At 67.4% G+C, this 13030-nt stretch carries 11 protein-coding genes and 1 tRNA gene; 10 read left to right on the top strand and 2 right to left on the bottom strand.

Going from position 1 to position 13030, the window contains the following annotated elements; all coding sequences use genetic code 11:
* Positions 1–4: 4 nt before the first annotated feature.
* From L6Q96_03585 to L6Q96_03540, 10 genes are all read left to right on the top strand, one after another.
* Entirely contained in the window at positions 5–856 is an 852-nt protein-coding gene (locus tag L6Q96_03585; GenBank protein ID MCK6553655.1) for a biotin--[acetyl-CoA-carboxylase] ligase, read from the top strand.
* Positions 857–861: 5 nt separating this feature from the next.
* A complete protein-coding gene (locus L6Q96_03580) occupies positions 862–1644 on the top strand; it encodes a type III pantothenate kinase (protein ID MCK6553654.1) in 783 nt (260 codons plus the stop codon).
* A gap of 12 nt (positions 1645–1656) precedes the next feature.
* Positions 1657–3741 (top strand): elongation factor G, encoded by a 2085-nt coding sequence (gene fusA, locus L6Q96_03575; protein MCK6553653.1) that lies wholly within the window; start codon positions 1657–1659, stop codon positions 3739–3741.
* Positions 3738–4304, top strand: a complete 567-nt coding sequence (locus L6Q96_03570) for a hypothetical protein (protein MCK6553652.1) — start codon at positions 3738–3740, stop codon at positions 4302–4304. Before fusA ends, L6Q96_03570 begins: the two co-directional genes overlap by 4 nt.
* A gap of 73 nt (positions 4305–4377) precedes the next feature.
* On the top strand, positions 4378–5454 hold the full coding sequence (locus L6Q96_03565) for a glycosyltransferase (GenBank protein MCK6553651.1): 1077 nt from the start codon (positions 4378–4380) through the stop codon (positions 5452–5454).
* 10 nt (positions 5455–5464) lie between these two features.
* Positions 5465–6286 (top strand): hypothetical protein, encoded by an 822-nt coding sequence (locus L6Q96_03560; protein MCK6553650.1) that lies wholly within the window; start codon positions 5465–5467, stop codon positions 6284–6286.
* A gap of 274 nt (positions 6287–6560) precedes the next feature.
* The gene (gene cysK / locus L6Q96_03555; GenBank protein MCK6553649.1) at positions 6561–7517 is read left to right on the top strand and encodes a cysteine synthase A; all 957 of its coding nucleotides are present in this window, start codon (positions 6561–6563) and stop codon (positions 7515–7517) included.
* 79 nt (positions 7518–7596) lie between these two features.
* Positions 7597–7671, top strand: a tRNA-Arg gene (locus L6Q96_03550).
* Between the two features lie 131 nt (positions 7672–7802).
* On the top strand, positions 7803–7976 hold the full coding sequence (locus tag L6Q96_03545; protein MCK6553648.1) for a hypothetical protein: 174 nt from the start codon (positions 7803–7805) through the stop codon (positions 7974–7976).
* A gap of 217 nt (positions 7977–8193) precedes the next feature.
* Complete coding sequence (locus L6Q96_03540) at positions 8194–9270, top strand: Zn-dependent alcohol dehydrogenase (GenBank protein MCK6553647.1); 1077 nt, start codon at positions 8194–8196, stop codon at positions 9268–9270.
* A gap of 13 nt (positions 9271–9283) precedes the next feature.
* Here L6Q96_03540 and cysS read toward each other — a convergent pair whose 3' ends face one another.
* Together cysS and acs are read right to left on the bottom strand one after the other, a co-directional pair.
* Complete coding sequence (gene cysS / locus L6Q96_03535; GenBank protein MCK6553646.1) at positions 9284–10699, bottom strand: cysteine--tRNA ligase; 1416 nt, start codon at positions 10697–10699, stop codon at positions 9284–9286.
* Between the two features lie 351 nt (positions 10700–11050).
* Positions 11051–13000, bottom strand: a complete 1950-nt coding sequence (gene acs / locus L6Q96_03530) for an acetate--CoA ligase (protein MCK6553645.1) — start codon at positions 12998–13000, stop codon at positions 11051–11053.
* Positions 13001–13030 lie beyond the last annotated feature (30 nt).

Below are 13030 nucleotides of genomic sequence, written 5' to 3'. Positions count from 1 at the left end.
GCGAATGCAGCACGACGCCTCGACTGCCGCCGTCCTCGCCGTGCACCACGTGCCGCTCGACGTTGACGGCCTGCGCAGTCGCCGGGCCGGAAGCCGATTCGGAGGCGTCGTACACTACGCCGAAGCCCTCGGATCGACCAACGACCGTGCCCGCGAGCTGGCCGTGGACGGCGCTGCCGAGGGCACCGTGGTCATTGCCGAACGGCAGACCCACGGGCGCGGGCGGCTGGGCCGTTCGTGGGTGTCGCCGCCGTACCGTAACCTGTATGTCTCCATCGTCCTGCGGCCCCCGATTCCCGCCCAGCAGGCGCCGCAGCTCGCGCTGATCGTCGGCCTGGCGACGGCGGAGACGGTGCGCGTTTGGACCGATGCGGCAGGTCTCAAGTGGCCGAACGACGTCGTCATCGGCGGTCGCAAGGTGTCGGGCATACTCACCGAGATGGAAGCCGCCGGCGGCGACGTGCGTTTCGTGATCGCCGGCATCGGAGTCAACCTGAACAGCGTCGCCGCGGACTTTCCTCCCGAGCTGCGCGACCGTGCCATGGGTCTGTGTACGGCTGCAGGCGGCGCCGTCGACCGCGCCGCTTTCGCCGCCGAGCTGCTGGCCCGGATCGAGGCCCGTTACGAAACGTACCTGACCATGGGTTTCGCGGCCCTGCGTCCGGCCTGGGAAAGCCTGTCGTGTCTGCACGGCCGGCCGGTGCGCGTCGTCGACGGGGCGCGGCCGGTCGAGGGCGTTGTGGCCGGGTTGACCGAAAGCGGCGCCCTGCGGCTGGTCGACGCCGCGGGGCGGGAGACGTGCGTGCTGGCCGGCGACGTTACCGTGGTCGACGGGTACGCCGACTTGCGAGGATGACGGGCATGACCGCGACGCGATCTCCACTCTTTCTCGCCATTGACGTGGGCAACACGCAGACGGTTCTCGGGGTGTACGACGGTGCCCGGCTGAGCGATCACTGGCGCTTGCAGACCGACCGTGACCGGACGACCGACGAATACGGAGTCCTGGTGCGCGAGTTGCTGCGCGACGTCCGCGGCACCATCGGCGGCATCGCCGTATCGTGCGTGGTGCCCCCGATGGCGCGAACCGTCGACGATTTCTGCCGGGCGTATCTCGGCACCGCGCCGCTGTTCGTCGGACCGGGAGTGCGCACCGGCATGCCGATCCTTTACGACAAGCCGCAGGAGGTCGGGGCGGACCGTATCGTCAATGCCATTGCCGCCTACGAGCGGACGAAGACCACGACGATCATCGTCGACTTCGGCACCGCGACGACCTTCGACTACGTATCGGAAAAGGGCGAGTACGTGGGCGGCGTGATCGCCCCCGGGCTCGGCATCGCCAGCGAAGCGCTGTTCCAGCGCGCTGCCAAGCTTTATCCCGTCGAGCTGGCAAAGCCGAAGCACGTCGTCGGCCGCAACACCGTGCACGCCATCCAGTCGGGGCTCGTGTACGGGTACGTGGCGCTCGTCGACGGGTTGGTGCACCGCATCCAGAAAGAGAACAAGGTACAGGCGCGGGTCATTGCCACCGGAGGCTTTGCCACCCTGCTTGCACCGGAGTCCGAAACCATTCACGAAGTCGACGAGTTCATCACGCTCGACGGTTTGCGTCTCATCTACGAACGCAACCTCGATGATTGAGCCGGAGGAGACATGGCTGGTGACGTGACCAGGATTCGCAGTGTCGGGATCGTCGGGCAGGGCGGGGTCGGCAAGACCACGCTCGCCGATGCGGTGTTGTTTGCCGGGGGAGCCGTGAACCGCGTCGGACGGCCCGACGACGGGACCTCGAACTTCGATTTCGAACCCGAGGAGATCCGCCGCAAGATCTCGTTGAGCACCGCGTTCTACCACCTCGGTTGGAAGGGCCACGAGATCACCCTGCTCGATATGCCCGGCTACGCCAACTTCGTCATGGATAGCCTCAACTGCCTGCGCGCCTGTACCGGGGTGGTCTTCGTCCTGGCGCCTGCCGCGGGCGAGCTCCGCGTCGAGGCGGAGAAGCTGTGGGCCCGCGGGCGCGAACTCGGCCTGCCGGCCATCGCCGTCGTATCGCGCATGGATCGCGAGTTCGCCGACTTCGATGCGGCGGTAGCCGACTTCCGCAAGGTGCTCGGCGTCAAGGCGGTGCCGATTCAATGGCCCATCGGCAGCGCGGAAACGTTCCGCGGCGTTGTCGACCTGCTCGCCAACCGGGCCCTGATCGCGCAGAGCGACGGCAGTATGAAGGCCGAGGACATTCCCGCCGACAGCGCCCAGGCGGCGGCCGCGGCGCGCGAACGCATGATCGAGCTGGCGGCGGAGGCCACCGACGAACTCACCGAGAAGTACCTCGAGAACGGGACGCTCACCGACGACGAGCTCGCGACCGCGTTGCGCGAAGGCTGCCTCAGCGGCCGCCTCGTGCCCGTGCTGTGCGCCAGCGGCGCCAAAACCGTCGGACTGCAAGCGTTGCTCGACGCGTGCGTCAGTTACCTGGCCTCGGCCGCGGAGCTGGGAACTGTCACCGGCGAGGACCCGAAGATCAAGGAGCCGGTCGAGCGGCTTCCCGAGGCAAACGAGGCGTTCTCCGGCCTGGTGTTCAAGACCACCGTCGACCCGTTCGCCGGCAAGCTGTCGATCGTGCGCGTACTGTCCGGGACCCTGCACGCCGACTCGACGGTGTTGAACGTCAACAAGGATGCCAGGGAGCGTCTCGGGCACGTCTTCCAGCTCGCCGGCAAGAAGCAGACGCAGGTGCAGCAAGCGCTGCCCGGCGAGATCGTGGCAATTCCCAAACTGAAGGACACCGCCAGCGGCGACACGCTTGCCGACGAGAAGGCGCCCTTGCAGTATCCGCCGCTGTTGCACGCGCCGCCGGCGATCTCCTTCGCCGTCGAACCGAAGACCCGCGGCGACGAAGACAAGGCGACCCAGGCTTTGCAGCGGCTGATGGAGGAGGACCCTTCGCTCGAGATGCACCGCGACCCGCAGACCCGCGAGCTGATTCTCTCCGGTGTCGGCCAACTGCACATCGAAGTCGTCATCGAGCGGATGAAGCGCAAGTACGGCGCCGACGTCGAGCTGAAGGCGCCGAAGGTGCCGTACAAGGAAACGATCAAGGGCCGCGCCAAGGCGCAGGGCAAACTCAAGAAACAGACGGGCGGGCGCGGCCAGTACGGCGACGCCTGGCTCGAAGTCGAAGCCCTGCCGCGCGGCTCGGGGTTCGAGTTCGTCGACAAGATCGTCGGCGGTGTGGTGCCGCGTCAGTATATCCCCGCCGTGGAAAAGGGCGTGCGCGAAGCCCTGCACGAGGGCATCCTTGCCGGTTATCCGGTGGTCGACGTGCGCGTGACGCTCTTCGACGGCTCGTACCACGACGTCGACTCGTCGGAAATGGCCTTCAAGATCGCCGCCTCACTCGGCTTCAAGAGCGCCGTGCAGCAGGCCAAGCCGGTCTTGCTCGAGCCGGTGATGGCCCTCGAAGTGAGCGTACCCGACGACTGCATGGGGGACGTCATCGGCGACCTGAACAGCCGGCGCGGCAAGGTGCTCGGGGTCGACAGTAAGGCCGGCGCGCAGCTCATCCGAGCCCACGTGCCGATGTCCGAAGTCCTCTCGTACTCGCCCGATCTCCGCTCAATGACCAGCGGTCGCGGATCGTTCACGGTCGCCTTCTCGCATTACGAGGAGTTGCCGGCGCACCTCGCGGAAAAGGTCGTCAAGGAAGCGGAGGCGGCACGCGCGGCCAAGGCATGAGCAACGATACCGGCACGCCCGAGCCGCCACGCGCGGCCGACGTCGACATCGCAACCGCGGAGGCGATCGCGGCCGAGATTGAACGCGGCGACGACACGTATGTCGTTCCGGACGAGTTGCTCGTCGAGCCGGAGAAGGGGACGGCGGTCAACAAGAGCCTTTATGCGCAGATTCAGGCGATGACCGTCGGCGAGCGGATCAAGTTGTCGCTGCGCGGCAACCGCGACGCGCGCATGATCCTGATTCGCGACAGCAACCGGCTCATTCAGCGCTTCGTGCTGCGGAACCCGCGCATCACCGAAGACGAGGTCGTCATGGTGGCGCGCAACCGCAGCGTCGACAGCGAACTGCTCAAGACGATCGGCGAGAACAAGAACTGGCGCCGCAACTATCAGATACGCCTCGGGCTGGTGAGCAACCCGAAGACCCCGCTGTCGGTTTCTCTCGGCCTTATGGGCGGGTTGCTGGAGCGCGATCTCCGCCTCGTGGCGCGCAGCAAGAACGTCTCGACGACGATCTCGGGCCAGGCCAGGCGCCTCCTCGCGCAACGCCGGCCGGGATGAATCGGAGGCGGCGGAGAGGACTTGAGGGCTTGCGGCGTGGGGGAGTCGGGGGGAATCGGTCGCGGCGGCGTGAATGCACATTTGCCTGATGAACTCGGCCTCCGGCTGGGGTGGGGGCGAGCGGATGTTCCTCGAGCTGGGCGAGGGATTCCTTGCTGCCGGTCATGCCGTGACGCTCGTTTGCCGACCGGGTAGCGCGCTGGCGGCGCGCGCGGCGGGAAACGTCGAGACCTGTGAACTGCGATGCAGGAGCGATTTCGATATCGGCTCGCTGCGGGCGGTTCACGCCCTGCTGCGCCGGCGCCGGTCGGCCGCACTGCTGTGCAACTGGGGGCGCGACTGTGTGCTCGGCGGCCTTGCCGCCCGCCTGCGCGGTGTGCCCGCGATCCGCGTCAAGGCGATGGAGGATACGCGTCCGAACCTGCGGAACCGGATCATCTACGGCGGGCTGCTCTCGGGGGTCGTTTCCGTGTCGCGGGCCGTCGACTCCGGACTCACCGCGGTCGGCGTGCCGCCGGAACGCCGGTACGTCGTCTACAACGGCATTGCCGTGCGCCCACCGGCGATCGATCGTGCCGCCGCGCGGGCCCGGTTCGACCTTGCCGCCGGGGATTTCGCGGCCGCGTTCACCGGCCGCCTGGTGCCGGAGAAGGGCGTCGATCTGCTGCCGTCGATCGTGGCCGCGGTGCGAGCCGCGGGCGTACCGCTGCGTTTGCTGCTGGCCGGTGACGGACCGCTGCGCGGTGCCGTCGAGGGTGCCGTCGCGGCGGCGGGTCTGGCCGATTGCGTCGCCTTCCTCGGCTTCGTCGACGATCCACTGACGGTCCTGCGCGCCGCCGACGCGGCGATCATGCCGTCACGCACCGAGGCCTTTCCGGTCGCCGCGCTCGAAGCGCTGGCTATGCAGGTGCCCCTGGTGGCGTGCGCCGCCGGCGGACTCGCGGAGATCGTCACCCACGAACGGTCGGGCCTGCTCGTCCCCGTCGGCGACGTCCGCGCTCTTGCCGCCCAGCTCGTCCGTCTGTACCGCGAGACAGGTGTGGGGCAACGTCTGGCCGCGGGCGGTGCGGCCCGCGCCGCGGAACTGTCGCGAGAACGGATGATCGATCGCTACCTGGAGATCGTCCGAGCCCTGTCGCGTCGCGCGTGAGGTCCGGCACATGACCGCGGCAATCGCACGCATTCAGATCTTCGGCGAGCGCTGCTCGGGAACGAACTACCTCGAGCATCTGCTGCGCCGGAACGTGCCCGACGTGCCTCTGACCTGGGACTTCGGATGGAAGCATTTCTTCCACAAACCCGGGGTCGAGACGGCGGCCGATTGCCTGTTCGTCGTCGTCTATCGCAACCCCTTCGATTGGCTACGCAGCCTCAACCGCAGCCCGTGGCACGCCGCGCCCGCGTTGTGGAACCTCGACTTCGCGGCGTTCGTCCGTGCGCCGTGGTGGTGCGTATACGACGAGCACTGGCCGGTCGAGCGCGGCGATCCGCGCTACGGCACGGAACTGATGTTCGAACGGTCGCCGGAGACCGGCGAGCGGTTTGCCAACGTAGTACGGTTGCGGAGCGCCAAGATCCGCAACTGGGAAGCCCTGCGCGAGGTGGCGGCAAACACCGCCTACGTGCGTTACGAGGACCTCAATGCCCGCCCGGCGGAGTTCGTGGAGTCGCTGTGCAGCCGGTTCGGGCTGCCGCGGTTGCCGACGTTCCATGCGGTGAGCGAGGACAAGGGTAAGCGCCGGCGGTATCGGCCCAAGACCTACACGGCCATAGCGGAGGCGGACCTGGAGTTCATTCTCGCCGAACTGGATGTACCGCTCGAGACGCGCATCGGGTACGACGTCCGGGCTCTGGCGGAGCGGGTGCGTGCGGAACGGAGCCGGCCCCGGGCAGCGGGGTCGCTCGGACAGCGCCTGCTGCCGCGGGCGTTGTACCGGCTGGATCGCCGGATCGCGAAGTGGTGGCGGTCCCGCTGGACCTGACGCGGTCGGGCGAGCTTGGCGGTCGCTGCCGGTCAGGTGGCGGCGCCGGTGTGCCGGCGGTTTGGTGCGCGGCGGGGAGGTTCATGGTGCCGGCGGCGAAGCCGGGGATGGGAAGAGGCCGGCGTGCGGGCGAGGCTCGCTTGCAACGCCGCGCGCTTCGCGCCTATGGTGCGGCGATCGCTCGTAACCTCTGTCGGACGTCGGCGGCGAGGGCAGCCGGCGTCGGTTTCGGTGTGGTCTGGCGCGTTACCTCTGGACTCAAGGAGATCGCACGGTGATCTACGACGACAACTCACTCAGCATCGGCCGTACGCCGTTGGTCAGGCTGAATCGGATCACGGGCGGCGCCCCGGTTACCATGCTGGCCAAGGTCGAGGGCCGTAACCCGGCGTACTCGGTCAAGTGCCGCATCGGGGCGGCGATGGTATGGGACGCCGAGCAACGCGGTGTGCTCGGCCCGGGCAAGGAAATCATCGAGCCGACCAGCGGCAACACCGGTATTGCTCTGGCCTTCGTGGCGGCGGCGCGTGGCTACCCGGTAACGCTGACGATGCCGGAGACGATGTCTATCGAACGGCGCAAGGTATTGCTGGCCTTCGGTGCGAAGCTGGTGTTGACCGAGGGGGCGCTCGGCATGAAGGGGGCGGTGGCCAGGGCGGAGGAGATCGCCGCCTCGGATCCGGGCCGTTACGTGTTGCTGCAGCAGTTTCAGAACCCGGCGAACCCGGACATCCACTTCAAGACGACGGGTCCGGAGATCTGGGAGGATACGAAGGGGGCGATCGACGTGCTGGTGTCGGGCATCGGCACCGGCGGCACGATCACCGGGGTGTCCAGGTACATCAAGGCCGTGAAGGGCAAACCGATCGTTGCGGTCGGAGTGGAACCGGTCACCAGTCCGGTGATCACGCAGAAGCTCGCCAACCAGCCGTTGCAGGCCGGCCGGCACAAGATTCAGGGTATCGGCGCGGGTTTCATTCCGGGCACGCTCGACCTGAACGTGGTCGACCGGGTGGAGATGGTGGGCGACGACGAGTCGATGGAGATGGGGCGCCGCCTGGCCTCCGAGGAGGGCATTCTGGCGGGGATTTCGTGCGGGGCGGCGGTGGCTGCGGCGGTGCGGCTGGCCCGGCTGCCGGAGTTCAAGGGGAAGACCTTCGTGGTGATTCTGCCCGATTCGGGCGAGCGGTACTTGAGCACGGCCCTTTACGAGGGACTAGTCGACGCCTGATCGCCCGCGCCGGGGTTGTAGCGCGGTGCCGGCGCGGGTTGCATCGGAAGGGCGATTCGGCTTTGACCGGCGGCGGTATGCGCCCGTAGCTCAGGTGGACTAGAGCGGCTGGCTTCGAACCAGTAGGTCGGGAGTTCGAATCTCTCCGGGCGCATGACGATGCGTCCAGGGCGCGAGTCGCCGCCTGGCGGCTCGCGCCTGGCGCTTCGGGGTTGACAGCGCGGCGTTCCTGGCCCATTGGCGGACATGGCCAAGTCCGATTCCTCGTCGCAGGGGACGATGCTCATGTCCGCGCTGCTGGTACTGGCGCTGGCGTTCGCAGGGGCGTGGATCTACGTAACGGCCGAGCCGGGCGACAGCGGGATGTGGTTGGTCCCCTGGTTCGCCGGTGCGGCGGCCGTTGTCATCGTCGTCGGTTTCATTAACCTCCTCCGCGGACGGGGGCGGGGCGGCGGCTGAGGGCGCTGCCGCGGCAGCGGCGGCCCCTGTTCTTGCGCGAGACAAACGTGTAGCTTCTCCCCTCGATGCGCAGCTACAGCACCGGTTCTTCGCCCTGCCGGGAGAGAGACGAGGGAAAGAGGTCGGTGGACGCGAGCCGCCAGCTCGACCTCCCCCCGACTTCCTGTCTGCCCGGGACGGGGGACCGCGCCGCATACTACAATCCCGGAGGGAACACATGAGAGGTGCAGTCTACGTTGGCGATCCCCAGGCCCTGGTCATCGAGGAGTTGAAGCCGAATCCACCGGGACCGCGCGATGTCGTCGTCGAGATCGGAGCGAGCGGCGTGTGTCACTCGGACCTGTCGTTGATGCGCGGGTACGTACCGACGCCGCCGGGCATGGTGCTCGGCCACGAGGGTGCGGGCCGTGTCGTCGAGGTTGGCGCCGAAGTGTCGCGAGTGAAGAAGGGCGACCGTGTCGTTGCCTCGTTCGTGCCCGCCTGTGGTGCGTGCTGGCACTGCCTGCGCGAGGAGTCGCAGCTCTGCGAAAGTGAGAGCGAGATCGGCATGCAGTTGCGCGGCTTGCGCGGGGACGGAAGCCCGTTCTTCACCATGACCGGTTTGGGCACTTTCTCCGACGTGATGACGGTAAATGAGGCGTCGGTGGTAAAGGTCGAGACCGATCTGCCCGACGCGCAACTGGCGCTCATCGGCTGCGGCGTGACCACCGGTGTGGGTGCGGCATTGAACACGGCGCGGGTACGCCCGGGTGCGAGCGTCGCGGTAGTGGGTTGCGGCGGTGTCGGGCAGGCGGTGATTCAGGGGGCGCGCATCGCCGGCGCCGGCCGCATCATTGCGATCGATCCGCAGCCGCTGAAGCGGGAGACTGCCAGGAAGCTCGGGGCCACGGACGTCATCGATCCCTCGGCGGGCGACCCGGCGGAGCAGGTCAGGGCACTTACCGGCGGGCGCGGGGCCGATTACGCGTTCGAGGTGATCGGGCTTCCGGAAACCATCGTTACCACGTACATGCTGGCCCGCCGCGGCGGGGAAGTGATCATCGTCGGCATGGCCCGCGTTGATGCGCAATTCACGCTGCCCGCATTCGACATCTTCTGGAACGAGAAGACGGTGAAGGGCTGCAAGTATGGTTCGGCGCAGGTGCGGAGCGACTTCCCCCGCTTCGTCGAATTGATCGAAACGCACCGACTCGATATCTCGGCCATGGTGTCGAAGACGATCAAGCTCGAAGACGTGAACGACGCCTTCCGTGCCATGGAGGCCGGCGAGGTCATCCGCAGCGTTATCGTGTGACCTGCCGGCGGCCTCAGCGCTCGACCTTCCAGATCGTTCCGGCGGGGGTGTCTTCGAGGACGATGCGGCGGCGCTTGAGGTCGTCGCGGATGCGGTCGGCCTCGGCGAAGTTGCGCGCCTTGCGCGCGGCGACGCGGGCGGCGACCAGCGCGTCGATTTCTGCTGAGTCGATGGACGCGGCGTCGAGGTAGTTCCGCTTGGCGCGCTCGAGGAAGGCGGCGGGTTCGGTGCTGCCGACCCCGAGCACGTTGGCGATCGCGCCGACGGCGCGCCGGCGGGTCGCTGCCGCTTCGAGTTGTCCTTCGTCGAGCAGTCGATTGATGTCCCGCACCGTCTCGAAGACGACGCCGAGCGCCCGTGCCGTGTTGAGGTCGTCGTCCATGGCGGTGCGAAAGGCGTCGAGCGTCGCCGCCTCGGGTTGCGCCGCTGCCGCCGTGGGCGTCGCGGCATCGCAGCGGGCGAGCGTCTCGTAGAGCCGCGTCAGTGCCCTGGCCGACTCGTCGAGCCGTTCCGGGGCGAAATCGAGCGGGCTGCGATAGTGGGTGCCGAGCACGAAGAGCCGCACCGCCTCGCCGCCGGCGCGCCCGGCCGCCTCCTGCACGGTCATGAAGTTGCCGAGCGATTTCGACATCTTCTCCTGGTTGATGGTCACCATGCCGTTGTGCACCCAGTAACGGGCGAAGGCGCAACCGGCGGCACCCTCGGACTGCGCGATCTCGTTCTCGTGGTGCGGGAAGATGAGGTCGGTGCCGCCGCCGTGAATGTCGAACGGCTGCCCGAGGTATTTCGTGCTCATGACCGAGCACTCGATGTGCCAGCCGGGCCGGCCCGGGCCCCAGGGACTGTCCCACGCCGGCTCGCCCGGCTTGCTGCTCTTCCACAGAGCGAAGTCGGCGGGATGACGCTTGCGCGCATCGACCTCGATGCGCGAGCCGGCGACCATGTCCTCGAGCTTGCGTTTGGCGAGCTTGCCGTAACCGGGGAACCGGTCGACGGCGTAGTAGACGTCGCCGTCGACCGGGTAGGCCAGTCCACGGGCGATTAGATCGCCGATGAGCGCGACCATGCCGTCGATGTGTTGCGTGGCCCGGGGTTCGAGGTTCGGCGGCAGGCAACCCAGCGCTTCGACGTCTTCGGCAAACGCGCGGATGTTGGCTTCGGCGACATCGATGGCCGCCCGGCCGCTGCTCTGCGCGCGGGCGATGATCTTATCGTCGACGTCGGTGAAATTGCGGACGAAGGTGACGTCGTAGCCGGTGAAACGCAGGTAGCGGAACAGGACGTCGAAGGTGACGAGGGCGCGGGCGTGGCCGATGTGAGAGCGGTCGTAGACGGTGACTCCGCAGACGTACATGCCGACCTTGCCGGGAACGAGCGGCACGAACTCCTCGAGGCGGCCGGTGAGAGTGTTGTGGAGATATAGGGACATGTTTGGGGGCGATTGGCGGTCGGGACGTCGGGTGATTACGACATCAGGCGGTTGGATTGCCAGGCGGTTCGTGCGGGCCTTTCGCGAATCCGACGCGGCCCCTCGATACGGCCCCTGAAGAGACGGGGCCTACTCGGGGCGAACGGTGAAGAATACTCACGTTCTGTTGTCTTCGTGGGACCCGTTCGCCCCGAGTACCGGCCCCTCCCTTGGGGCCGGTGTATCGAGGGGCGCCCACTTGGTACGGACGGTTGTGTCTCAGGAGCGCCGTCTCTTTCCGGCGCGTGGCGCGGCACGAAAGCGGTCATGAACAATTCAGGTTATCCGCCTCACCTTACCACAGCTATTCGGTCACTCCTCCTCCTCGCGCAGTTTCGCGAGCACCGAGAGGTCTTCCAGGGTGGTTGTGTCGCCGATGGTTTCTTTGCCGCCGGCGATATCGCGCAGCAGGCGGCGCATGATCTTGCCGCTGCGCGTCTTCGGCAAGGCGTCGGCAAAGCGAATGTCCTCGGGGCGGGCAAAGGCGCCGATTTCGCGGGCGACGTGCTCGCGCAGTTGCAGGCGCAGTTCGTCGGTCGCCTTGTGGCCGTGTTCGAGGGAGACGAAGGCGACAATCGCCTGGCCTTTCAGCGGGTCGGGCCGACCGACGACGGCGGCTTCGGCCACGGCCTGGTGGCTGACCAGGGCGCTTTCGACTTCCATCGTACCGAGGCGGTGGCCGGCGACGTTAACGACGTCGTCGACACGACCCATGATCCAGAAGTAGCCGTCGGCGTCGCGCCGCGCCCCGTCGCCGGTGAAGTACATGCCGGGGATCTGACTCCAGTACTGCTGCACGTAGCGGTCGGGGTCGCCGTAGATGGTGCGCAGCATGCCGGGCCACGGGCGTTTGATGACGAGAAGGCCGCCCTGGTTGGCCTCGACCGGTTTGCCCTCGCGGGTGACGACATCGACATCGATGCCCGGAAACGGGCGGGTGGCGGAGCCGGGCTTGGTCGGGGTGACCCCGGGGAGCGGCGTGATCATGATGCCGCCGGTTTCCGTCTGCCACCACGTATCGACGATCGGACAACGGCCCTTGCCGATTTCTTCGTGGTACCAGATCCACGCCTCGGGGTTGATCGGCTCGCCGACGCTGCCGAGCAGCCGTAAGCTCTGCAGGGAGTGTTTCTGCGGCCAGTGTCTTCCCCACTTGATGAAGCTCCGGATCGCCGTGGGAGCCGTGTAAAAGACGGTCACGCCGTACTTGTCGATGATCTGCCAGTTGCGGTCCGGCTCGGGGAAGTTCGGCGCCCCTTCGTACATCAGGGTGGTCGCTCCGTTGGCGAGGATACCGTAGGCGACGTAGCTATGACCGGTGACCCAACCGATGTCGGCCGTGCACCAGAAGGTATCTTCTTCCTTGAGATCGAAGATCCACTTCGAGGTCGCGTACGTGTGCACCATGAAGCCGCCCGTGGTGTGCACCACACCTTTGGGCTTTCCGGTGGTGCCGCTGGTGTACAGGATGAAGAGCGGGTGCTCGGAGTCGAGGGCTTCGGCGGGGCAGGTCGCGTCGGCCTCCTCCATGAGTTCGTGCCACCAGCGGTCGCGGCCGCCTTTCATGGGAACGGTCTCGCCGGTGCGGCGCACGACGACCACGTTCTCGACCGACGGCGTGTCGCGAAGCGCGGCGTCGGCATTCGCTTTCAGCGGCACCACGGCCCCACGCCGGTAGCCGCCGTCGGCGGTGACGACGAGCTTTGCCTGCGCGTCGTTGAGGCGATCGCGCAGGGCGTCGGCGCTGAAGCCGCCGAAGATGACACTGTGGGTGGCCCCGATACGGGCGCAGGCGAGCATGGCGATCGGCAGCTCGGGGATCATGGGCAGGTAAAGACCCACGCGGTCCCCTTTGGTGACGCCGAAGCGCTTGAGGACGTTGGCGAAGCGACAGACTTCGCGGTGCAGGTCGTGAAAGGTCAGGGTGCGAGCGTCGCCCGGCTCGCCTTCCCAGACGATGGCGGCTTTGTTGCGCCGCCACGAACCGAGGTGGCGATCAATGCAGTTGTGCGCGATGTTGGTTGTCGCGCCGACGAACCACCGCGCAAAGGGCGGCTTCCAATCGAGCACGGTGCGCCAGGGTGTGAACCAATCGAGTTCGGAGGCCAGATCGCTCCAGAACCGTTCGGGGTCCTCGGCGGCCGCGCGTACAAGCCGCTCGTAATCCGCCACGGAGCCCACGTGCGCCTGTCGGCTGAAGTCGGCAGGCGGCGGAAACACCCGGTTTTCGTTCAGCAGGGATTCGATGTCAGGCTGGGACATTGAGCGCTACCTTTCTCCACAGGGGCGGTC

This window comes from Candidatus Binatia bacterium (assembly GCA_023150935.1).
GTDB lineage: Bacteria > Desulfobacterota > Binatia > HRBIN30 > HRBIN30 > JAKLJW01.
Note: the sequence above shows the minus strand (reverse complement) of the source record. Positions and strands in the feature narration are given on the sequence as shown.

Bases quoted from the DNA above. Each gene is read 5' to 3' on its own strand.
- L6Q96_03585 (MCK6553655.1), top strand. From the start codon at position 5: ATGCAGCACGACGCCTCGACTGCCGCCGTCCTCGCCGTGCACCACGTG.
- L6Q96_03580 (MCK6553654.1), top strand. From the start codon at position 862: ATGACCGCGACGCGATCTCCACTCTTTCTCGCCATTGACGTGGGCAAC.
- fusA (MCK6553653.1), top strand. From the start codon at position 1,657: ATGGCTGGTGACGTGACCAGGATTCGCAGTGTCGGGATCGTCGGGCAG.
- L6Q96_03570 (MCK6553652.1), top strand. From the start codon at position 3,738: ATGAGCAACGATACCGGCACGCCCGAGCCGCCACGCGCGGCCGACGTC.
- L6Q96_03565 (MCK6553651.1), top strand. From the start codon at position 4,378: ATGCACATTTGCCTGATGAACTCGGCCTCCGGCTGGGGTGGGGGCGAG.
- L6Q96_03560 (MCK6553650.1), top strand. From the start codon at position 5,465: ATGACCGCGGCAATCGCACGCATTCAGATCTTCGGCGAGCGCTGCTCG.
- L6Q96_03545 (MCK6553648.1), top strand. From the start codon at position 7,803: ATGTCCGCGCTGCTGGTACTGGCGCTGGCGTTCGCAGGGGCGTGGATC.
- L6Q96_03540 (MCK6553647.1), top strand. From the start codon at position 8,194: ATGAGAGGTGCAGTCTACGTTGGCGATCCCCAGGCCCTGGTCATCGAG.
- cysS (MCK6553646.1), bottom strand. From the start codon at position 10,699: ATGTCCCTATATCTCCACAACACTCTCACCGGCCGCCTCGAGGAGTTC.
- acs (MCK6553645.1), bottom strand. From the start codon at position 13,000: ATGTCCCAGCCTGACATCGAATCCCTGCTGAACGAAAACCGGGTGTTT.